This window comes from Roseofilum sp. Guam, assembly GCF_017746735.1.
GTDB classification, from domain to species: Bacteria; Cyanobacteriota; Cyanobacteriia; order Cyanobacteriales; family Desertifilaceae; genus Roseofilum; species Roseofilum reptotaenium.
Window position 1 is genome coordinate 1 of sequence record NZ_JAGHZN010000053.1, and the last position, 19,909, is coordinate 19,909.

At 45.4% G+C, this 19,909-nt stretch carries 19 protein-coding genes and 1 pseudogene; 9 read left to right on the plus strand and 11 right to left on the minus strand.

Annotated elements, in window-relative coordinates:
• The 7 genes and pseudogenes from J7529_RS24815 to acnB all read right to left on the minus strand — a co-directional run.
• Window positions 1-145, minus strand: a 145-nt coding sequence (locus tag J7529_RS24815) for an element excision factor XisI family protein (RefSeq protein ID WP_413038926.1), incomplete at its 3' end; no start/stop codon positions are given.
• Window positions 133-549, minus strand: a complete 417-nt coding sequence (locus J7529_RS19140; RefSeq protein ID WP_318730303.1) for a XisH family protein — start codon at window positions 547-549, stop codon at window positions 133-135. The genes J7529_RS24815 and J7529_RS19140, both read right to left, overlap by 13 nt.
• Window positions 550-648: 99 nt before the next feature.
• The gene (locus tag J7529_RS19145) at window positions 649-990 is read right to left on the minus strand and encodes a XisI protein (RefSeq protein WP_318730304.1); all 342 of its coding nucleotides are present in this window, start codon (window positions 988-990) and stop codon (window positions 649-651) included.
• A complete protein-coding gene (locus tag J7529_RS19150; protein WP_318730305.1) occupies window positions 978-1,397 on the minus strand; it encodes a XisH family protein in 420 nt (139 codons plus the stop codon). Before J7529_RS19150 ends, J7529_RS19145 begins: the two co-directional genes overlap by 13 nt.
• Window positions 1,398-1,489: 92 nt before the next feature.
• Window positions 1,490-1,591, minus strand: a pseudogene (locus J7529_RS19155) (element excision factor XisI family protein); the annotation flags it as partial.
• 318 nt (window positions 1,592-1,909) lie between these two features.
• Entirely contained in the window at window positions 1,910-3,706 is a 1,797-nt protein-coding gene (locus J7529_RS19160) for a reverse transcriptase domain-containing protein (RefSeq protein WP_318730307.1), read from the minus strand.
• A 60-nt stretch (window positions 3,707-3,766) separates the two neighbouring features.
• A complete protein-coding gene (acnB, locus tag J7529_RS19165; protein ID WP_318730308.1) occupies window positions 3,767-6,358 on the minus strand; it encodes a bifunctional aconitate hydratase 2/2-methylisocitrate dehydratase in 2,592 nt (863 codons plus the stop codon).
• Window positions 6,359-6,729: 371 nt separating this feature from the next.
• On the opposite strand from acnB, the gene J7529_RS19170 reads away from it, so the two are divergent.
• Both J7529_RS19170 and J7529_RS19175 read left to right on the plus strand, forming a co-directional pair.
• Window positions 6,730-7,626, plus strand: a complete 897-nt coding sequence (locus J7529_RS19170) for a hypothetical protein (RefSeq protein ID WP_271937003.1) — start codon at window positions 6,730-6,732, stop codon at window positions 7,624-7,626.
• Between the two features lie 21 nt (window positions 7,627-7,647).
• The gene (locus tag J7529_RS19175) at window positions 7,648-8,463 is read left to right on the plus strand and encodes a DUF3598 family protein (RefSeq protein ID WP_271937001.1); all 816 of its coding nucleotides are present in this window, start codon (window positions 7,648-7,650) and stop codon (window positions 8,461-8,463) included.
• A gap of 44 nt (window positions 8,464-8,507) precedes the next feature.
• Here the strand turns inward: J7529_RS19175 and J7529_RS19180 are convergent, their stop codons facing one another.
• From J7529_RS19180 to J7529_RS19190, 3 genes are all read right to left on the minus strand, one after another.
• Window positions 8,508-9,236 carry an ABC transporter ATP-binding protein gene (locus J7529_RS19180; protein WP_318730309.1) on the minus strand — a complete coding sequence of 243 codons (729 nt, stop codon included), beginning with the start codon at window positions 9,234-9,236 and terminating at the stop codon, window positions 8,508-8,510.
• 18 nt (window positions 9,237-9,254) lie between these two features.
• A complete protein-coding gene (locus tag J7529_RS19185; protein ID WP_413038927.1) occupies window positions 9,255-10,079 on the minus strand; it encodes an Rpn family recombination-promoting nuclease/putative transposase in 825 nt (274 codons plus the stop codon).
• A gap of 108 nt (window positions 10,080-10,187) precedes the next feature.
• Complete coding sequence (locus J7529_RS19190; protein ID WP_271937011.1) at window positions 10,188-12,233, minus strand: elongation factor G; 2,046 nt, start codon at window positions 12,231-12,233, stop codon at window positions 10,188-10,190.
• A 321-nt stretch (window positions 12,234-12,554) separates the two neighbouring features.
• Here J7529_RS19190 and map point away from each other — a divergent pair, with 321 nt between their 5' ends.
• The 7 genes from map to J7529_RS19225 all read left to right on the plus strand — a co-directional run bounded on the left by map (window position 12,555) and on the right by J7529_RS19225 (window position 19,374).
• Window positions 12,555-13,343 carry a type I methionyl aminopeptidase gene (map, locus tag J7529_RS19195; RefSeq protein ID WP_271936997.1) on the plus strand — a complete coding sequence of 263 codons (789 nt, stop codon included), beginning with the start codon at window positions 12,555-12,557 and terminating at the stop codon, window positions 13,341-13,343.
• 179 nt (window positions 13,344-13,522) lie between these two features.
• Complete coding sequence (locus J7529_RS19200) at window positions 13,523-14,080, plus strand: Fur family transcriptional regulator (protein ID WP_271936995.1); 558 nt, start codon at window positions 13,523-13,525, stop codon at window positions 14,078-14,080.
• 11 nt (window positions 14,081-14,091) lie between these two features.
• Complete coding sequence (locus tag J7529_RS19205; RefSeq protein WP_318730311.1) at window positions 14,092-14,487, plus strand: DUF309 domain-containing protein; 396 nt, start codon at window positions 14,092-14,094, stop codon at window positions 14,485-14,487.
• Between the two features lie 428 nt (window positions 14,488-14,915).
• On the plus strand, window positions 14,916-15,995 hold the full coding sequence (locus J7529_RS19210) for a chlorophyll a/b binding light-harvesting protein (RefSeq protein WP_318730312.1): 1,080 nt from the start codon (window positions 14,916-14,918) through the stop codon (window positions 15,993-15,995).
• A gap of 14 nt (window positions 15,996-16,009) precedes the next feature.
• Window positions 16,010-17,041, plus strand: coding sequence for a chlorophyll a/b binding light-harvesting protein (locus J7529_RS19215; protein ID WP_318730313.1), 1,032 nt, complete (start codon window positions 16,010-16,012; stop codon window positions 17,039-17,041).
• A 1-nt stretch (window position 17,042) separates the two neighbouring features.
• On the plus strand, window positions 17,043-18,590 hold the full coding sequence (locus J7529_RS19220) for a chlorophyll a/b binding light-harvesting protein (RefSeq protein WP_318730314.1): 1,548 nt from the start codon (window positions 17,043-17,045) through the stop codon (window positions 18,588-18,590).
• 70 nt (window positions 18,591-18,660) lie between these two features.
• Window positions 18,661-19,374, plus strand: a complete 714-nt coding sequence (locus J7529_RS19225) for a phycobilisome rod-core linker polypeptide (protein WP_318730315.1) — start codon at window positions 18,661-18,663, stop codon at window positions 19,372-19,374.
• Window positions 19,375-19,454: 80 nt separating this feature from the next.
• Here J7529_RS19225 and J7529_RS19230 read toward each other — a convergent pair whose 3' ends face one another.
• Window positions 19,455-19,757 (minus strand): hypothetical protein, encoded by a 303-nt coding sequence (locus J7529_RS19230; protein WP_271936985.1) that lies wholly within the window; start codon window positions 19,755-19,757, stop codon window positions 19,455-19,457.
• Between the last annotated feature and the right edge of the window lie 152 nt (window positions 19,758-19,909).

A 19,909-nucleotide genomic window follows, 5' to 3' on the forward strand; every position in this document is an offset into this window, starting at 1 on the left:
CCATAAATATCCAAAGATAATGGTCATGATCTTCATCAAATACTAAGCAACTTTCTCGGCCTAGATGAGATGAACCAGACACCCATTCATGATACCCAGTCAAAATCTTCTTAATTGAGCAACGATAATGTTCTAGTCTTTCCATGCTACAATTTCCTCTTTATCCATATCAACCACAATCAAACAGAGTTGGTTTAGTTTGGTTACTTCCTGAATAGATTCTCTGCTAAAGAAGTTTTTGTAAATACTATCTTTAATTGCCAGATAAATTTCATATTCTGGTTCGGTTAAACCAATAAAATTGCGGTAAAGAATATATTGTCCCAGAGCAATTTCAAAGTCACGCATCAATGAAGGACTAAGAAAGCTTTTAATTTCAACGACAATTTTACGATCGCGCTGTTCTGCTAGAATAGTCTTCTCTGCTGAGAGATCCGCGAACAATTCAGCATCTTTATATTTAATCTTGTAAGGATCGGCTAGAATTGTCCAACCGTCCTTGATTAAGGCATTTTTTACAGCATCATGGTAAGTGTCTTTAGCTGGCATTTTCCTCCCATGTGTGAGTCGAGGATACTGGTATTATAGCAAAGGCGATCGCCCCCACACCCCCCTCCTCATTATCCCTATCCCATTAAGCGTCACGGTTTAGGCGATCGCAAACTCCGTAAACTTCCGGGTTTCGGGGGAATGAAACGCCAGTACAATGTCCTCTTTCGGTACACCTTCTTTGATTAGCTCAGTCGCAATACCGTCCTCTGTCCAATCTTCTTCTATGTAGATTTTCTCATTTTTGATCCGAATGTGAACATGAGTATTATTAATTCTTTTCTCATTCACCCAATCTATAGACATCCATAGATAGTGGTCTCTATTTTCATCGAAGATTAAACAAGTTTTATATTTCTTTTTCTGCGAACCATTGGCTAGTTCATTATATTCTGTTAGTATTTTTTGAATCAATTGACGATATCCCATCAACTTATCCATTGTACAATTTCCTCCTTTTGAATGTTGACAATCAACAGAGATATTTGATTTAACTTTACAGCACCTTGAATAGATTTCCTTTGGAAGAAGGTGTGATAAATTTCATCCTTGACGGCTAAATAGATTTCTTGGTATTCATCTTGAGCCAATTGAATCATATTTCTATAGAAGATATATTGCCCTAAAGCATTTTCAAAATCTTTAATTAAGGATTGACTGATGAAAGTTTTAATTTCGATAATAATTTTGCGCTGCCGTTGTTCATTTTCTATAGCTTTTTCTACAGCTAAGTCGGGATAAAGTTCAACATCTTCATATTCAAGGGGATAAGGATCGGCAGTGATTGTCCAACTGTCCTTGATTAAGGCATTTTTTACGGCATCATGGTAAGTGTCTTTAGCTGGCATTTTCCTCCTATGGGTGAGTTCAGGATGCTGGTATTATAGCATCGCCCCCACACCCCCCTCCCCATTATCCCTATCTCAGTGAGTATCAGGGTTTAGGCGATCGCGAAGTCCGTAAACTTCCGCGTTTCAGGCACGTAAAACGCCAGCACAATGTCTTCTTTGGGTACACCTTCCCTTGATAGCTCAGTCATAATGATAATACTCTGATAAATATAGGCAACAAGTTTTTACTGGTTGCCTTCTTGCATTACAAACTAAAAATTAGGAGATAAAAGCTAACAGATTCACCCTTCGTAGAACAATACCAAACAAGAAATTTACTTCTTTGGTAATCTCGCCGATTGGCGATAGAGCAGGCGATTATAAGCTAGGTTGAAGTAGTTTCTCCCTCGTTACAGTTAGCCTCAAGACATAAGCGGCGATGCACCGCTCTTGATAGCAAGGTAGTTTACCTGTGTAGCAATTATCCCCATTTCTTAGAATAGCACAGTTAAAACTCAATTGTAGCTACATCAAAATAAATCTTCCTTACTTATACTGGTCGGATCATTTATATTTACAAAGTAATTTATTTCTTTATTAGTTAAGCTATATACTGCCTCGGTACTTTTGAGATGATCGAGTAATTCTAGTAAGTTCTCTTCTGTCAAATCTTGAAGAGATTGTTTTCCATAAGTTTCCTTTAAATATTTACGTCTTGTAGAAGGACTACAGTCAATTCTTTGGAATTCGGAATAAATCAAAGTAATGATACTGGACTGACTAATTTTGTTTATGTTCACAGGATGTTTTTCTTTAATTCTTTTAACTTGTTCTACAAATAGAACTCCCTTGTCTGGATTAACCATATACACAAAATTAGAAAATCCCTCGATGAAACGTAGCAGATCATAATTTCTATAATGTCCCCAATGTTTTCCAAAAAACCCCTCTTGTTCAATCTGATATAGAAGGGCACGGAATCGTTTTAGAGTCTTCCTAGAGATGTTTAATTTCTGATTCACTACAATTCCAGTTATTTTTTGCTGTTGATGTTTTCTCATAACTCTGGTTTTTGATTCATGAAGAGTAAAACCTTCTGACCTCACAATCGATCTAACACCTTTGAAAATATTAGTAATATAGTCCAGGCTTTCCCCCGATGCTGAAAAGCTTAAATCATCAGCATACCTGGTATAAATAAAGCCATATTTATTAGCCATCTGACTCAACCGTTGATCTAAATTACAACACAGCAAATTAGTAATTCCTGGGCTTGAAGGAGCGCCTTGTGGTAAACATCTTTTTGTCCAGCAAACTAACTCATAAGCTTGGCCATCTAATTCTATATTTTTGATAATAGGCTCAGTACATAATAGCCCGAAAACAATTGAAGCTGTTTCTGAATAGCCCAGTGATTTAAATAATTTCTTAACTCGCCGGTAAGAGATAGTAGGAAAAAAGTCTTTTAGATCAAAACTAATGATAATATCTTGGTTAACATGAGGTCTTGCATTGGTTAGAATTGAATGTTCTATCTTAAATCCATGAGCAGCATCATGAACTTTGATTTTGTCTAAAATATTGTTTTGAATCCATTTTTGAGCTTTCTTTAGCATTTGATTAGGCGCTGATATTTTTCGCTTTCCTCCTATTTTCTTGGGTATTTCAAAACTCTGATAATGATATTTATTTCGAGAAAACGCTAGACACCGGAGATAACCCACAGAAAATCCCATTAAACGCGCTATATCTAGATGAGAGCTACATAGTGGCAAATTTTGTGAAAGCAATTTTTTACGGTCAAATTCTGAATTTTGAGATCGCTTTAGCTCAAGTGTTTGAATTTTTTTTAGACGACTAAAAAGATAATCTTTGATACTAGTTAACTTTGATAGAAGATCGCAATAATAGTCATTAGCATCGCTATCATAACCTACATATAAATCATGATCGGGTGGATCGTCATACCAGTTTCCATCTTCATCTATCCAAAAAAGGTTTTGATACTCCCTGAAATCTAAAGCGTCATTATTATGATTTTCTGGACAGTCGAGTGTTTTTGATGGAAATAATTCGACTAATATTTCTTCCAGTTTGTTACATAGTTTACTGTATTCTTTATCCTTCAAAATAGCTTCAGCCTTACGAAAATTTTTGATCGCATTTTCTTTTTGATTGAGGGCTAGATAAATCGAACCACAGTAATGATAAGCACTTGCTAAATTAGGGTTCACACTAATAGCGCTATTGAATGCTAAAAGCGCAGTTTCGTAATCTTTGGCTTTGTAACATTCAATTCCTGTTTTAAGCAAATCATTTATATTCATCAGTAATGTGACACTTGAAAGAGGAGGTGAGCCGTCATCCGACTCACCCCAACTATTATACTACACCACAGCCTCCTCTAACTTGGGCATCTGTTCTACAGGAATGACGCGACCGAAATCCTCGAAATCCTCAATCTCATTGAAGTTCAGGTAACGGTACAAGTCAGCCTTGAATGGATCGACCTTCTTGGCAACAATATCTAAATACTCCTCCACCGTGGGGATTTTACCGAGAAGAGCGCAGACGGCTGCTAACTCAGCCGAGCCTAAATAGACTCGCGCACCTTTACCCATGCGGTTATTAAAATTACGGGTAGAAGTCGAGAAAACCGTGGCATTATCTTCCACGCGGGCTTGATTTCCCATGCACAAAGAACATCCCGGCATTTCGGTTCTCGCGCCAGAAGCGGCAAAAATACCGTACATTCCTTCATCGCGTAACTGTTGTTCATCCATGCGGGTTGGAGGACAGATCCACAGGCGACCTTTTACCGTTCCTGCACCTTCCAAAATCTTCGCGGCGGCGCGATAATGGCCGATATTGGTCATACAAGAACCGATGAATACCTCATCAATTTTATCCCCAGAACATTCGCTCATTAACTTGACATTATCTGGGTCATTGGGAGCGGCAACAATGGGTTGTTTGATCTCGCTTAAATTCACCTCGATACTATCCGTATATTCGGCATCTGCATCGGCTGACATTAACTCTGGGTTGGCCAACCATTGCTCCATTTTGGCAATGCGACGAGTTAGAGTAACAGCATCCTCATATCCCCTGGCGATCATGTTTTTCATCAGCACAATATTCGATCGCAGATACTCAGCCACAGTCTCCGCACTTAACTTAATCGTAGAACCAGCGCAAGAACGCTCTGCCGTGGCATCCGTTAACTCAAAGGCTTGCTCTAACTTCAAGTCCGGTAAGCCCTCCATCTCCATAATGCGTCCATTGAACACATTGATCTTGTTCTCTTTGGCGACAGTCAGCTTACCCTGTTGCATGGCTACCCAGGGAATGGCGTTGACGATATCGCGCAGGGTAACCCCCGGTTGCAACTCTCCCGTAAACTTGACTAACACCGACTCTGGCATATCCAACGGCATCACTCCCAGGGCTGCCGCAAATGCGACCAACCCCGAACCGGCGGGGAAGGAAATACCCAGAGGGAAACGGGTGTGGGAGTCGCCCCCCGTGCCTACGGTGTCCGGTAAGAGCATCCGGTTGAGCCAGGAGTGGATGATGCCATCTCCCGGACGCAGAGCAACCCCGGCACGAGTCGAGAAGAAGTCGGGTAAGTCCTTGTGGGTTTTGATGTCTACCGGTTTGGGATAGGCGGCAGTATGACAGAAGGTTTGCAAGGTTAAATCCGCGTTGAAACCCAAACAGGCGAGTTCTTTCAGCTCATCCCTGGTCATCGGTCCCGTGGTATCCTGAGAACCAACCGTCGTCATGATCGGTTCGCAGGAGGTTCCCGGACGCACGCCAGGCAGTCCGCAGGCTTTCCCGACCATTTTCTGCGCTAGGGTGAAGCCTTTCCCCGTATCGCTCGGTACGCTGGGACGGGTAAACAGGTCACTGGTTTCATACCCCAAAGCTTCACGGGTTTTATCCGTTAAACTGCGACCGATGAGTAGGGGAATACGCCCACCCGCGCGCACTTCATCGAGGATAGTTTCGGGTTTCAGAGCAAATGTGGAAATGACTTCTCCCGCTTGGTTGGTAATTTCTCCTTTGTAGGGATGGATGGTGATGATATCCCCAGTGTTCAGGTTGCTAACATCGCATTCGATGGGCAGTGCGCCAGAGTCTTCGGCGGTATTGAAGAAAATGGGAGCAATTTTACTACCGAGGATGTATCCTCCTGCCCGCTTATTGGGAATGAAGGGAATATCATCGCCAATGTGCCAGAGAACAGAGTTAATGGCAGACTTGCGGGAGGAACCGGTTCCCACAACATCGCCCACATAGGCGACAGGATGGCCGTTTTCTTTCAGTTTGGCAATGGTTTCCAAGCCTTCTGGCATCCGAGACTCTAGCATGGCTAGAGCGTGGAGAGGAATATCAGGGCGGGTAGTGGCGTGAGGTGCAGGAGAAAGGTCATCGGTGTTGGTTTCGCCGGGAACTTTGAAGACGGTGACAGTAATGGCTTCAGCTACTTTGGGACGACGGATAAACCAGACGGCATTCGCCCAAGCATCGATGACTTGTTTAGCGTAGGGGTTGACTTCCGAGAGTTCTAGGACTTCGTTAAAGGCATCGAAGACGAGGGTGGTTTTGCTCAGAGCAGCCGCTGCTTCACTGGCCATGCCGTTATCATTGCTTTTGAGGATATCAACGAGCGATCGCACATTATATCCTCCCACCATCGTCCCCAGCAAGTCGATCGCCCCCTGATGGGAAATCAACGGACACTGGATCTCATCCTTCGCAACAGCCGTTAGGAACCCCGCTTTTACGTAAGCTGCCTCATCGACTCCAGGCGGAGTGCGATCGCGCAGTAACATCAGTAACTCTTCTTTGAGTTCCTCTGGTGGATCTTTCAACAGTTCGCACAGTTCAGAGGCTTGAGGGGCATCCAAAGGAAGGGGAGGGATACCGAGGGCAGCCCGTTCTTGGGCATGTTGACGATAGTCATCTAGAAACATATGGGTCGCTCTCCTGATTCGTTTCTCTAATTATGAAGGAGTTTCCCAGTGTAGCGTCTCCTGGAGTCAGGAAAACGTATCCTCCGATCCGTAATGGTTATCCATTTCATCAAGCAGAAGGAGAAGTCTAGCGTTTCGCACTAGGCAATAGGGACTCTAGCAAAAGCTTGCAGTGATTAGGGTTTAAGGCTTTAAGCTGTAATCTATAGAAGAGAGAATAGCTCTCTAATACTACTTAGAGCTAAATCGTACATAATCTGTGGTTGTGGCACAATAAGAAAGTCAAGCCGCCCTGGAAGGGCGGGGTTTCAAACCCAATTTTCCCGATGAGCTTTTTATCCAAAATTTGGGGAATAGTGGTCTCGTCAGCAATGGGTCGTATTATTGCTCTGAGCCTATTATATGGACTCACTCCACAGGCAATAACTCGCGCCCAAACTGCAACATTTGACCCTACTCCCCAAGTCACCATTATTGACGATGGCCGTAACTATAGCTTTGAAGCCGGGCAAGGCATCTATCGCGTGCGTTATAACTACACCGGTAAAAACTGGACTCATGCCGATGTTGCTCCCATTCGCATCAACACCAACCGTCCGATCGCCATTTTACCCATTCAGTACACCAGCAACTCCATGCAACCTGGAGCTAAAGTTGATGGCTACCATGTAGGACTCTATTGGAATACGGTTACGGCTAATCAACTCTATGAACGCTTAAACGCCCTCGGATTTTATGTCTTGGTTCCCACCATTCAAATGTATGGCGAAAATCTCGACGGGTTTCAAGCCTTAGAACACTTTATTGCGGGTGTACATAAAGGGAATCGCAATGTACAGACTATGATTTTAACCGCCGATGCCCATGTTGTCAGTGAAGCAAACCCCTTTCCAGGGGCACAAATGCTCGTTACGGGGTTGCATCAGCGCGATCGCCTATGGGAAAATCGGATTCAAGCCAAACTCCAACCCTTCTATCAACAGCAGGGTTTACGCAACATCGGTCCCAGAGTTCGAGGTGGAAAAAGCGATCGCGAAGGTCACTCTCTTGCTTGGCATCCCTTAATTGAACGCGCAGCCGAATATAATCCGCATGTCGCTATTCTAGAAGTTGCCCAAGCCAGGGAAATTATTGCTAAAGCCAGATCCTGGGAAGCCGCTACCCAATGGGCGACTCCCGTATTTGATGCAGTAGCCGTAGCCATGGCACAACAGGCTTGTCTAAACGGCGCAGTACTCCCTCAAGTTTGTGAAGATACAACAAATTAACCATTCCCTATTCCCTAAATTATGCGATCGCAGTGGCAAAATCTCCTAGAAAACCTCGGTATTTGGGATGGCTCCTTTACCCAACTTTCCCCCCTGGGCATCGTTGAAAAAGATACTCCCACCGTCGTTACCTTTGAAGGTAGAGATAACAACCAAACCGTTTATCAAACCGTACAACGCTTTCCCCCAGGAGAAACCCCACCCCCAATTCTAGAACTTGAATATAAATCTCTCCATCGCAACCTTCTCTTCTTTGACAATGGGCACTTTTCCCAAGGCAGCGCCCACTATAACCCAGTAGGCACTTTTGGGGGTGAATTTGGCTTCATTCACGAACAGCGCCGTTTACGCTTTGTTATCCTTTATCAAAAAGGCTACCTGGATCAAATTACCCTGATTCGGGAAAAACTCCGAGACACAACCGTTCCCGAACGTCCCCCTTTAACGATCGATCAACTCTTAGGAACCTGGGAAGGAGAAGCGATCGCTCTCTATCCTGACTTACGTCCCCCAAACTATACTCGAAGCACCCTATCTATTTCACGAGAGGGTAATCAAATTACTCAAACACTCAAGAGCGGTGATATTTCCCTGACCTCAACCACGACCTTAGAAGGTTCAAGACTAGAATTTACTGGAGGATCTCAACCGGTACAAGTCCTCTTACTCCCCGATGGGAGTTCTACCACGACTCCTATTCATGTGGAATCTAGAAAACCCTTCTTTTTAGAGGTGGGATGGTTAATTTCCCCTACTGAGCGCCTACGGTTAATTCGCAGTTACGATGCTCAGGGGGCATGGCAGCGTTTAAGCTTGGTGAGGGAAAGGAAAATATGAGTAGGCAATAGGCAATAGGCAGTAGGCAATAGGGAAGCACTGTATTATTGGAGTCGGTGGGGAACTTCTAAGCCATGGTCAATCATGGTTTGCGTGTTTCCCATGACTTCCACTGTCGGCCCATCTGTAATGATGTTACCGGAGTCGAGGAGAAGCGTGCGAGAGGTGACTTCTAGGATTAAATCGAGGTCATGGGAGGAAATGAGTAGGGTTTCTCGGGACGCTTGGAGGAAGTTGATTAAACGTCGCCGCGATCGCAAATCGAGATTAGCACTGGGTTCATCATAAATGATCGCTTGGGGATGCATGGATAACACAGAGGCAATGGCCACCATGCGCTTTTGTCCCCCTGATAGATGATAGGGAGAGCGATCGGCTAATTCGGTCATTCCAGTTAAGCTCAAGGCTTCTTCAGTACAGGCTTTCACGCGATCGGGAGACAGACCCATATTTTCTGGCCCAAAGGCCACATCATCCCAGACAGAAGCCGAAAAGAGCTGATCGTTGGGATTTTGAAATACCAAACCAATTTCTGGCCGAAACTGTCCCACCTCAACGGGTTTATCCCAGAGTCGAATCTCTCCGCTCGTTGGTGATAAGATCCCACACAAACAAAAAAATAGCGTAGTTTTTCCAGCGCCATTGGGGCCAATTAACCCTACCCGTTCCCCTTCTCGAATGGTGAAATTGAGGTTTTGCAGGACGTTGGGTTGGTCAGGATAAGAAAAATTCAGATTAGAAACAGCGATCGCCAGCGCTTCATCAACTCTCATCCGTTCTACTTCCTCAACTCAAGAGTGGCGCTCTGCCAACCAAGATACTAAATCCTCAACTCCCGTAAAATCGAGCAGCGCTTCCCCCAAATCTTCCAAAACTTCCACAGATAAAGACTGAATCTGCGCTTCCAATTCCGGAGAAAGCGCCCCCACTCGTCGTGTCAATTGACGAGTAACTAAAGACACGGCTTCACCTTGCCGCCCTTCTTCGTGAATTTCCTGATAAATCACTGACTCGCGCATCGTCTCTTTCCTCAATAGTTGTCTGATTAACTTTTTCTCAAATCTCAAACCCGCCAGTACTTGACTACAAGCTAGGACATCTGCTTGTTGTTGGCTCTCCTCGATTGTAGCAACCCGATTAGCCACTTGCTGTAGTAACTGGCGCGGTTCAGTCGTTTTAGATAAGGTGGCCAAGGGTAGCAAACCGGGAGACGATAGGAGTAAATTGGGATCTTGTTCCCAGAGTCGAATTACCTGATAAGGATGTTGGGTTTCTCCGTCCTCGTACTTGGAGACCAAAGCTTCCTCGGAAACCATTTCTCGTAAGAAAATCACCACTTGATGCACGGAGACACCATATTGCCGTTTGAGTCTCACGTAGTAGTCGAGCATCCGAAACGGTAGGGGAGGTTTAGAATAGGGACGGGTTTCAAACTCGATGTGTAGAATTTGATTACCCGCTTTTAAGAAGGTGACAGAATCAGCGCGGATGGGTTCTTGTATTAGTTCGGTTTTGAGGACTTCAACGGGAGTCAGTTGCGCTAGGGGAAGCAACCATTTGATGAAGGACTCTGGGAATTTTTCGGCGAGGTATTTGCAGGTGTTGTCGTAGGCCAAGGGAGTAAAACCGGGTTGTTTTAACTTAATTAAAGATAGGCGGCTTGACAGGGTGGGCACTACCCACCCTAACAATTGACTGACCATTGCCTAACTTCTGCAAGCCGTCTATTCAGCCGTAGTTGCTAACACGCGATCAGCAATTTTATCGGGGACTTCTTGTAAATGATCGTACTTCCAATCAAAGAAACCGACTCCCATGGTGAGAGAGCGTAATTCAATAATAAAGTTTTGCATTTCAGCTTGGGGAAGATACGCAGAAGTTTGATCCCATCCTTTCCAAGAGTCGAAGGGTTCATAACCGAGAATTTGACCGCGACGACCACTGAGCAGTTGCAAGACTTTGGAGGTAAATTCCGTGGGTGCAGAAATGGTAATAGCGGCGATCGGTTCGAGTAAGGTGGGTTTACCTTGACTCATCCCTGTGTTCATGGCTAACCGAGCTGCTTGTTTAAAGGCTTGTTCCGAACTGTCTACACTATGGTAACTACCATTGGTGAGGGTAACCCCCACGTCAACCACAGGGAAGCCTAGAGGCCCTTGGCTCAGGTATTCTCGTACTCCAGTTTCTACACCAGGAATATATTGTTTAGGCACGACTCCACCAACGATGGTGTCATTAAAGGCAAAGCCTTCTCCCCTCTCCAAGGGGCGGATATTTAAGTAGACATCGCCAAATTGACCGTGACCGCCACTTTGATGTTTATAGCGTCCGTGAACACTCTCAACTGTTTTACGGATGGTTTCTTTGTAGGCAACCCTGGGTAAATGGGTGGCCATGGGGATATTGTATTTACGGTTGAGTCGCTCTAGGCTGACTTTGAGATGGATTTCCCCTTGTCCCCAGAGGATGACTTCATGGGTGTCTCCATGTTGTTCCCAATAGAGGGAGGTGTCTTCTTCTAGGAGTTTGTTGAGAGCAGGGGTAAGTTTGACTTCGTCTTTGCGGTTTTGGGGGGTAATCGCCATAGCATAAACCGGTTGGACTCTATCCGCTTTGGGTAGTCCTTCCACATTTTTCGTTGGCGATAGAGTATCTCCTGTGTACACCCCATCCATCCGTGCTAGGGCCACAATTTCTCCAATTCCGGCTTTGGAGACTGAGTGTTGTTGCTGTCCGAACAGGCGATAAATTCCACCAGGGCGGACTCCATTGAGGACTAGGCCTTCCGTAATTTCTCCTTGCCAAACACGGATCAGAGACATTTTTCCGCCTTGGGGAGTGTAAAAGGTTTTTAAGACCTGGGCAATGGGGGTATCGCTGTCTAGATCGACTCCACGCCGCTTTGAAGTGACATCTGGGGAGGGCGCTTCCCGTTTCAGGGACTCCAGGAGCGGACGCACGCCATAGCCTTCGGAAGCCACACCGAGGAATACGGGCACGATCAAATCGGCTCCTAATTCCATTTTCAGATCTTTGACGATTTCTTCTTGGGAGGGCTGGATATCTTCGAGCAGTTCTTCGAGTAGGTGATCGTCAAAGTCAGCTAGGGTTTCAAGCATCTGGGTTCTCGCCTGAGTTTCAGAATCTTTGAGGGACTCTGGAAGGGGAACCGGATCGGCAGGGGCATCGGGGTGGTAGTGGTAGGCTTGTTCGCTCACTAGGTCGATATAACCGATGATTTTGTCTTGAGCGGCGATCGGGAATTGATGGGGAATGATGGGCCGTGAAGATACAGATTGTAGAGCGGTAAGCAGAGCGGAAAAACTGGTTAGGCAGCGTTCTTCGTCAGTGCAGACGCGATCCATTTTGTTGATGAAGACAAGATGGGGAATTTCCCAGTCGTCTAGGAATTTGAAGAGAGGAGCCAGGGTGAGGATGCGATCGGGTTCGGGTTCGCAGACAATAATGGCTGCACCTACGCCGACAAGAGCGTTGTAGGTTTCTTGGGCAAATTCGATGGAACCGGGACAGTCGAGGAATGTGAAATGAATGTCTTGATAGTCTGTGGAGGCAACATTAATTTCAACACTCATTTGTTGCGATCGCGCTTCGGGCGATCCATCTCCAATGCTGGTTCCGTCTTTTGTCGAGCCTTTGCGCGATAGTGCGCCGCTGACATATTCTAAACTTTCGAGCAGCGTGGTTTTACCACTCATGTAAGGGCCAACAATGGCCACATTACGGCTGCTCAATACTCCTGTTTCTTTCATAATATTCTCCTCAATTCTTAAGGTAAAGGAGGGTATGATGGGCATTTTTTATCCTTTGTTGTCGGTATGCACCATCACTTCGTTATTTTTTGAGGTTACCTCTTCTGCATCGAGATTGAACAACTCGCAATCTCTTTTAAAGCAATTGGGGTACTTTTTTGAACTAAAGTGAATGAGTATTAGTTTTGATGAATTTTTGTCAACTTTCTTGTCGTGCTTCACCCGAGAGAGATCGGTGGACATCTCCCCATCCCCGTATCCCCCTATCCCCCGATTCCCCTATCATAGGTAAAGAGTGATGACCTTTGAGAGATTAGAAACATGGGAAGCGAAACGATCGTATTATTATCGCGGCGTGAAATCGACAAAATGCGGAAAGCAGGAATCTTAGCCAGTCAGTTACTGGATCACTTAGCACCCATGGTGCAACCGGGAGTCAGTACCTTAGAGTTAAATGATGAAGCCGAGCGCTGGACTCGTGAAAATGGAGCCATTAGTGCGCCGTTGGGATATAATGGATTCCCTAAATCCATTTGTACCAGTGTAAATGAGGTGATTTGTCACGGTATCCCCAATGCTAAACAAAAACTCAAGGATGGCGACATTATCAATATCGATGTGACTCCGATTCTTGATGGCTATTATGGCGATACATCGCGCACATTTTTTGTGGGAACACCCTCTCCAGTCGCCAAAAAGTTAGTAGACGTGACCTATGAATGCATGATGCGCGGGATTGCTGCGGTCAAACCAGGGGGGAGAATTGGAGATATTGGCGCAGCGATTCAAGAGTATGCAGAAGGCCATGGGTTTTCTGTCGTGCGCGATTTTGTCGGTCATGGGATTAATCGTGAATTTCATACGGCTCCCCAGGTTCCTCATTATGGGGTAAAGGGCAAGGGCAAACGCTTGCGTAAAGGTATGGTATTTACAATTGAGCCGATGATTAATGAAGGAACTTATGAAGCGCAGGTTTTAGACGATAATTGGACAGCCATCACGAAAGATGGCAAGCTCTCTGCCCAGTTTGAACATACGATCGCCGTTACCGACAGTGGAGTAGAAATCCTTACCTTACCAGAATCTAAAGACGAGTATAAAAGTGCTTAGGACGTTGGAGCAATCCCCAGACTGAACGGATGGGGATTCTTTGAGTCAGGTCATGGAGAATGTAGCGGAAACAGTCGAGTTGAGTACATTGCGAGTTATTCTCAATAAGCTTGTTTTTTTGCAAATCAGTAATTCGAGCTTTATAATTTTGAGAACACCATTGTTTTTGAGAGTCTCTCATGTCTCTATATACTCCCACTTCCCTCAAAGCCGAACTCAATTCCAAAGGTTGGCGCTTAACTCCACAACGGGAAACGATTTTGCATGTTTTTCAGAATCTTCCTAGGGGAAACCATCTGAGCGCCGAAGAACTCCACGATCTCCTCAAACAGAGGGGTGAGAGGATTAGCCTATCGACTATTTACCGCACGGTGAAACTGATGGCTAGAATGGGGATTATTCGGGAACTGGAACTTGCTGAAGGTCACAAACATTACGAGTTGAACCATCCCTATCCCCATCACCATCATCACATTGTCTGCGTTCAGTGCAACCAAACCCTAGAATTTAAGAATGATACAATTCTCAAGCAAAGCTTAAAACAAGCCTCGAAAACCGGTGTACAGATGATTGATTGTCAACTTACCATTCATGCCATCTGTCCAGAAGCAATCCGTAAAGGCTGGCCAGCCATGTTACCCAGTAGTTGGTCTTGTTCGAGGGCGATCGCCTCTAGTAATAATAGTTTAGAAGAGATCCAAGAACAGTTGCATCAAGACGATCAAGAGTCTGAGTAAAACCGAATCTCATGTGTAATCAACTGCCCCCCGAATTTTGGCACGGCATTCAACAATTTAATCAACAAGAGTTTTATGCTTGTCACGATACCCTAGAAGCCATTTGGCTAGAAGCCTCTGAACCCGAACGCACGCTCTATCAAGGGATTTTGCAAATTGCTGTCGGTATTTATCATCTCAGTAATCAAAATTTGCGGGGGGCGATGATTTTACTTGGTGAAGGTATTGGCCGCTTAAGTCGCTATCAACCAGAATACGCCGGATTAGATATTCGCCAACTGCTCCTGCAAAGCAAAACGTTACTCACTCAACTGCAAGAAGACAGTCTTAATCAGACGGATCAGCTAGATATTGCTCAATATTTTCAACTATTTCCCAAAATCGAGTTAAGCGATCGCACTTCTTAAACTTGACGCAGAAACCATCATTCCCCCTTTTTTGTGGAAAGTGACAGAAGAAGGGAAATCCTGTCCTACTGACTTGCAACAAATCCCAAGTACTGCGATATACTGAATAGCTATTCTCTAAATAAAAGTTATTAAGAGCCTATTCAATTAAGAAAGACTCTTAATTAAGATTCGCTGCTCCTCTCACTCCTGGAAATCTTGTAACGTTCAGTAACACTGTAAAGCCTATAAAACCGACTATTTGGCGACTTTCTCCAGAGAATGTAACGATATGTGAATTTTATTCCCGAAAATTGCCTCTATCCCTATAATTCAATTTAGTGAAAATTATTCTCATCTGATAAACTCTTTTTCCCTTAGTATTCTTGCATGAATAGAGGGTATCGAGTTCTCATTTGCGCTGTTGTTTGGATACTTGAGGAATGCAAATGGCCGTATCAATCTTCTGGAAGCCAGCCTTCCAAGCCTTGGGCTGGTCTCCAGGCGACAATCCTCAATCTGGGGCCCCCTTACTCGAAGGAAATACTCGATTTATCGACTTTTCCGGGCGATTATTAGGAGCGCATGTTGCCCATGCGGGTTTAATCGTTCTCTGGGCAGGAGCCATGACTCTGTTTGAGCTTTCCCAGTTTGATCCCTCGCAACCGATGTTCGAGCAAAACCTGATCTTGCTGCCTCATCTAGCCACCCTCGGTTGGGGGGTAGGAGACGGAGGACAAATCGTGGATCTCTATCCCTACTACCTGATTGGGATGCTACACCTGATTAGCTCTGCTGTCCTAGGAGCGGGTGGAATTTACCACGCCGTTCTCGGGCCGGATACTTTGGATATCAAAGGATTTGGCTATGACTGGAAAGATGGCAACAAAATGACCACGATTCTCGGCATTCATCTCCTATTACTGGGAATGGGAGCGGCACTGCTGGTGATGAAAGCCACTCGCTTTGGGGGCATCTACGATCCCCTCATTGAACAAGTCCGCTTGGTGCAACCCAATCTCGATCCTGGACAAATCTTTGGTTATCTCGTGGGGATTAGTCCCGATGGCTGGACCATGACCGGCATGGCCAGCGTGAATAGCTTGGAAGATGTGATCGGAGGTCATGTCTGGGTGAGCATACTCTGCATGAGTGGGGGGATTTTTCACATCGTTTCTAAACCCCTCGATTGGGCCAAGCAAAGGCTGGTGTGGTCAGCAGAAGCCTATCTATCTTACAGCTTAGGAGCGCTGGCGATCGCCGGTTTCAGCGTCGCTTGCTTTGTCACCGTCAACGACATTGCTTATCCCAGTGCCTTTTACGGCCCGGTTGGTGAATCCGGAATCCGAGCCGTCCTCTCAAGCGTCCATGCCGCTCTTGGATTTATCGCCCTTGTTGGTCATATCTGGCACGCCTATCGGGCCCGCATAGCGGAAAAAGGAGTACGGTTTAACACGTTCTTTGACTTCGTAGCCAAAGATGTCACCTTAATCGTACCTACAGGCTTACAAATACAACAATCTGAATAGGAGGAGTGTATCTTATGGCAGTTGCCACTGACACCATGCAAGCCATTCCCTGGCGAGCCGGGAATGCTCGTCTGGTCAACCTTTCTGGAAAACTATTGGGCGCTCATGTAGCCCACGCTGGACTGATTGTACTCTGGGCCGGGTCAATTACCCTCTTTGAAGTATCGGGGTATAAACCCGATCAATCTCTGTACGAACAAGGACTGATTGTTCTGCCCAACCTCGCGCGCTTGGGTTGGGGAGTCGGAGAAGGAGGTCAAATCGTTGATACTTATCCCTACTTCGTCATCGGGGTTTTGCATCTCATCAGCTCTGCGTTCCTGGGAGCTGGCGGAATATTCCACGCCCTCAAAGGGCCGAAGACTCTGGAACAAAACTTTCCCTTCTTCGGCTATCGCTGGGATGATGCCAACAAAATGACTACGATTCTTGGTATTCATCTGGTCTTACTCGGTATAGGCGCGTTTCTCCTTGTGGCCAAAGCCACGATCTTAGGAGGAATTTATGACCCTGTAGTACAAAATGTGCGCGTTGTCAGCAATCCTACCTTAGACCCCTCCGTGATTTTTGGTTATTTCTTTGGCACTCAAGGAAAATACTGGCTAGCCAGTGTGGACAACTTAGAAGATGTCATCGGTGGACATATTTGGATCGGTGCAATCTGCATTTTTGGTGGAATTTGGCACATCCAGACGACTCCATTCTCTTGGGCAAAAAACCTCTTTGTTTGGTCAGGTGAGGGCTATCTTTCGTATAGCATCGGTGCGGTTAGCCTAATGGCCTTTATCGCTACCTTGTTTGTCTCCGTTAACTCCACGGTATTTCCCATAGAATTTTACGGCCCTACCTTATCGTTAACGTTCGATCGCTTCCCGGTGTTTACCAGCACGGATGGTGCATTAACTGTACGGGTTTGGCTCGCCAACGCTCATTTTTGGCTGGGCTTCTTCTTTCTACAAGGTCATCTCTTCCATGCCTTGCGAGCAGCAGGATACAGCTTTGTTGAAGGCCGCGTCATTACATCGACACGAGGACAGGTAAGTTGACATGACCAGCGCTAACTTAACTTCTGTAGCGTTTCCAGGAAGTTCTCCGGAAACCGACTACGTTAAAGATTCTGTTAATCCCTATTCCTGGTGGGCGGGTAACTTCCGCTTTGTCAATCTGTCGGGTAAGTTGCTCGGCGCTCATATTGCCCATGCAGGATTGATTGTCCTCTGGGCTGGGGCAATGACGTTGTTTGAACTCTCACGCCTCGATCCTGACTTGCCCATTTATAACCAAGGTCTGATCTTGTTGCCTCATCTGGCAACATTAGGGATTGGAGTGGGAGGTGAAGGACAAATTATTGATACCGTTCCCTATTTTTCCATTGGTGTGGTTCATTTAATCAGTTCTGCCATTCTGGGAGCTGGGGGGATCTATCATGCAGTCCTTGGCCCGGAAACCCTGGATGTAAAAGGGTTTGGCTATGACTGGGAAAATGGGGGTAAAATGACGAGCATTCTCGGCATTCACTTGGTGTTGCTGGGAATGGGGGCGCTGTTGCTAGTACTGAAGGCAACTGTAGTAGGAGGATTATACGATCCGGCGATCGCCGATGTTCGCTTGGTCACCGATCCCACACTCAATCCCCTAACCATTTTTGGCTATGTGGTAGGCATTACCCCCGATGGCTGGACACTGCAAGGTATGGCCGCAGTAAACAATCTAGAAGATGTGGTGGGCGGTCATGTATGGATCGGTCTCCTCTGTATTTTAGGTGGAATTTGGCATATTTATACCCAGCCTACTGCCGTGGCTCAAGGGCTGTTTGTCTGGTCGGGTGAGGCTTATTTGTCTTACTCTCAGGCGGCTCTAGCTTACATGGGTTACTTCGCTGCCTACTTGGTTTGGGTGAATGAGACGGTCTATCCTTCCGTATTCTATGGCCCTGCTGAAACCTTAACGGTCGATGGCACCATCACTGTGCGGACTTGGTTAATGTTGTTTCATATCATTTTTGCCAGTTTGCTCTTAGCTGGTCATTTTTGGCACGCCCTGAGGGCACGGGCGATCGCGGCTGGGTTTGTCTTCAGTAACATGAAATTCAATCCAGAAGCCTTATTTGGGGATACTCAATTTAACCAACCTTTATTTTCAGGGATCGTGCAACCCTACGAAAATGATTTCCAACAAGGTAATCTGGCTACTCCCCTAAACACCAGTGAGATTAGTCTAACTTGGGTGAAAAATCTCCCTATTTATCGAAAAGGATTATCTCCCATTGCCCGAGGATTAGAAATTGGCATGGCCCACGGTTATTTGCTTCTGGGCCCATTTCTGAAACTAGGGCCCCTGCGCGATACAGATTCCGCTCTTTTAGCCGGATTCGGTAGTGCCTGCGGTTTAGTTCTGATTCTTAGTATTTGTTTGTTCTTATATGGATCGGCAATCTTTCAACCCGGACAAAAACCACGAGGTGTTCTACCCGATAACATCAAAGGCTACAAAGATTGGAGTTTATTCACTTCCGGCTTTCTAGTTGGGGGTTTAGGTGGCGTTATTTTTGCCAGTTTCATTTTGCTCGAAATCAGTCGAGCTGGACTGACCTAATTCCCAAAAGTCCCCCTTCTTCAGGGGGATCAGTATCCCTTTTTGACAACTCAACGGACAAAAGTGTGACATGAATCTTCCCCTTTTAACTTATCCACTGTCGAGCCAAAATCAGCGAGTCAAAAACTATGAAATTCCTGGGGATGAACAACCGAGGATTTACAGCGCTGAAAACTTGCCCAAAGGAACAGAAATCGATGAAATTATTTGGGCGGGTTATCGACAGGTGTTTAATGAACAACAAATGATCGCGTTTAATCGCCAACTTGCTTTAGAATCGCAATTCCGTCACGGCGAAATTACCGTGCGCGGTTTTATGCGCGGTTTGGCTCTTTCGGATTCGTTTCGGCGCTTGAATTACGACACCAATAATAATTATCGGTTTGTCGAAATGTGCATTCAACGCTTTTTAGGACGTGAAGTGTATAATCCTCAAGAAAAGCTGGCTTGGTCAATTGTTTTAGCCACCAAAGGATTGCGCGGATTTATCGATCAGTTGCTTGATACTGAAGAATATCAAGAAAACTTCGGAGATGATATTGTCCCGTATCAACGGCGGCGGATTTTGCCCCAGCGATCGCAAGGTGACCTTCCGTTTGCACGGATGGCCCGTTATGATGCCTCTTATCTGCGACAATTGCAAAGGTTAGAATTATTGAGAACTTTTGGCAATGGAGTCCAAGATCGCAGTGCCGCAGTTTACCGTTGGGTGTTATTGATTGTTCCTACACTTGCTGTAGTAATATTGATTACAACTTTGATCTTTGTTGCTGCTCCTCAATAGGGTCTGAGTTCTCCAGTTGTTTTATATAGATGGTTAATCGGGAAACCTTGCATTTTCAAGGTTTCCCTTCTTTCGCTTAACTAACTTTTACAATCTTTAGTGCAACAGGATTTTCTGTAGGATAGGTGTTCAAAGTCACGACAGTCAATCGCCTCCTCTGTTAATGCTTTAGACGGGTGAACGGTACATTTGAGATAATGACAACCTGTAAAATACACACAATAATTGCAAGGCACAGAATGCAGCCGTTTCATCTGAGGGATGGCTTTTTGAAAGGCTGCAACCACTGCTCCGCAGAATCCAAGAAATAAGGCTGATAAGGCTAGAGGACATACTGATTCTATGGCGATCGATAAAGTCTGTGCCAGAGTCGTTTGGAGCATCTATCTATTTCCTCAATCTGTAATAAATTTTGTTGTTCATCCTCATCTGTGTCGTGAGGTTTAACAAGATCATTATTGCAAATAATTCTAAATAAGTCCAGGGCGATGACCATTAAAAATCCCCCCTCTGTATGAGAGGGAGGATCTTATCG

Bases quoted from the DNA above. Each gene is read 5' to 3' on its own strand.
- J7529_RS19145 (WP_318730304.1), bottom strand. From the start codon at position 990: ATGGATAAGTTGATGGGATATCGTCAATTGATTCAAAAAATACTAACA.
- J7529_RS19220 (WP_318730314.1), top strand. From the start codon at position 17,043: ATGACCAGCGCTAACTTAACTTCTGTAGCGTTTCCAGGAAGTTCTCCG.
- J7529_RS19205 (WP_318730311.1), top strand. From the start codon at position 14,092: ATGTGTAATCAACTGCCCCCCGAATTTTGGCACGGCATTCAACAATTT.
- J7529_RS19230 (WP_271936985.1), bottom strand. From the start codon at position 19,757: ATGCTCCAAACGACTCTGGCACAGACTTTATCGATCGCCATAGAATCA.
- J7529_RS19190 (WP_271937011.1), bottom strand. From the start codon at position 12,233: ATGAAAGAAACAGGAGTATTGAGCAGCCGTAATGTGGCCATTGTTGGC.
- map (WP_271936997.1), top strand. From the start codon at position 12,555: ATGGGAAGCGAAACGATCGTATTATTATCGCGGCGTGAAATCGACAAA.
- J7529_RS19150 (WP_318730305.1), bottom strand. From the start codon at position 1,397: ATGCCAGCTAAAGACACTTACCATGATGCCGTAAAAAATGCCTTAATC.
- J7529_RS19225 (WP_318730315.1), top strand. From the start codon at position 18,661: ATGAATCTTCCCCTTTTAACTTATCCACTGTCGAGCCAAAATCAGCGA.
- J7529_RS19170 (WP_271937003.1), top strand. From the start codon at position 6,730: ATGGGTCGTATTATTGCTCTGAGCCTATTATATGGACTCACTCCACAG.
- acnB (WP_318730308.1), bottom strand. From the start codon at position 6,358: ATGTTTCTAGATGACTATCGTCAACATGCCCAAGAACGGGCTGCCCTC.
- J7529_RS19200 (WP_271936995.1), top strand. From the start codon at position 13,523: ATGTCTCTATATACTCCCACTTCCCTCAAAGCCGAACTCAATTCCAAA.
- J7529_RS19160 (WP_318730307.1), bottom strand. From the start codon at position 3,706: ATGAATATAAATGATTTGCTTAAAACAGGAATTGAATGTTACAAAGCC.
- J7529_RS19215 (WP_318730313.1), top strand. From the start codon at position 16,010: ATGGCAGTTGCCACTGACACCATGCAAGCCATTCCCTGGCGAGCCGGG.
- J7529_RS19180 (WP_318730309.1), bottom strand. From the start codon at position 9,236: ATGAGAGTTGATGAAGCGCTGGCGATCGCTGTTTCTAATCTGAATTTT.
- J7529_RS19175 (WP_271937001.1), top strand. From the start codon at position 7,648: ATGCGATCGCAGTGGCAAAATCTCCTAGAAAACCTCGGTATTTGGGAT.
- J7529_RS19140 (WP_318730303.1), bottom strand. From the start codon at position 549: ATGCCAGCTAAAGACACTTACCATGATGCTGTAAAAAATGCCTTAATC.
- J7529_RS19210 (WP_318730312.1), top strand. From the start codon at position 14,916: ATGGCCGTATCAATCTTCTGGAAGCCAGCCTTCCAAGCCTTGGGCTGG.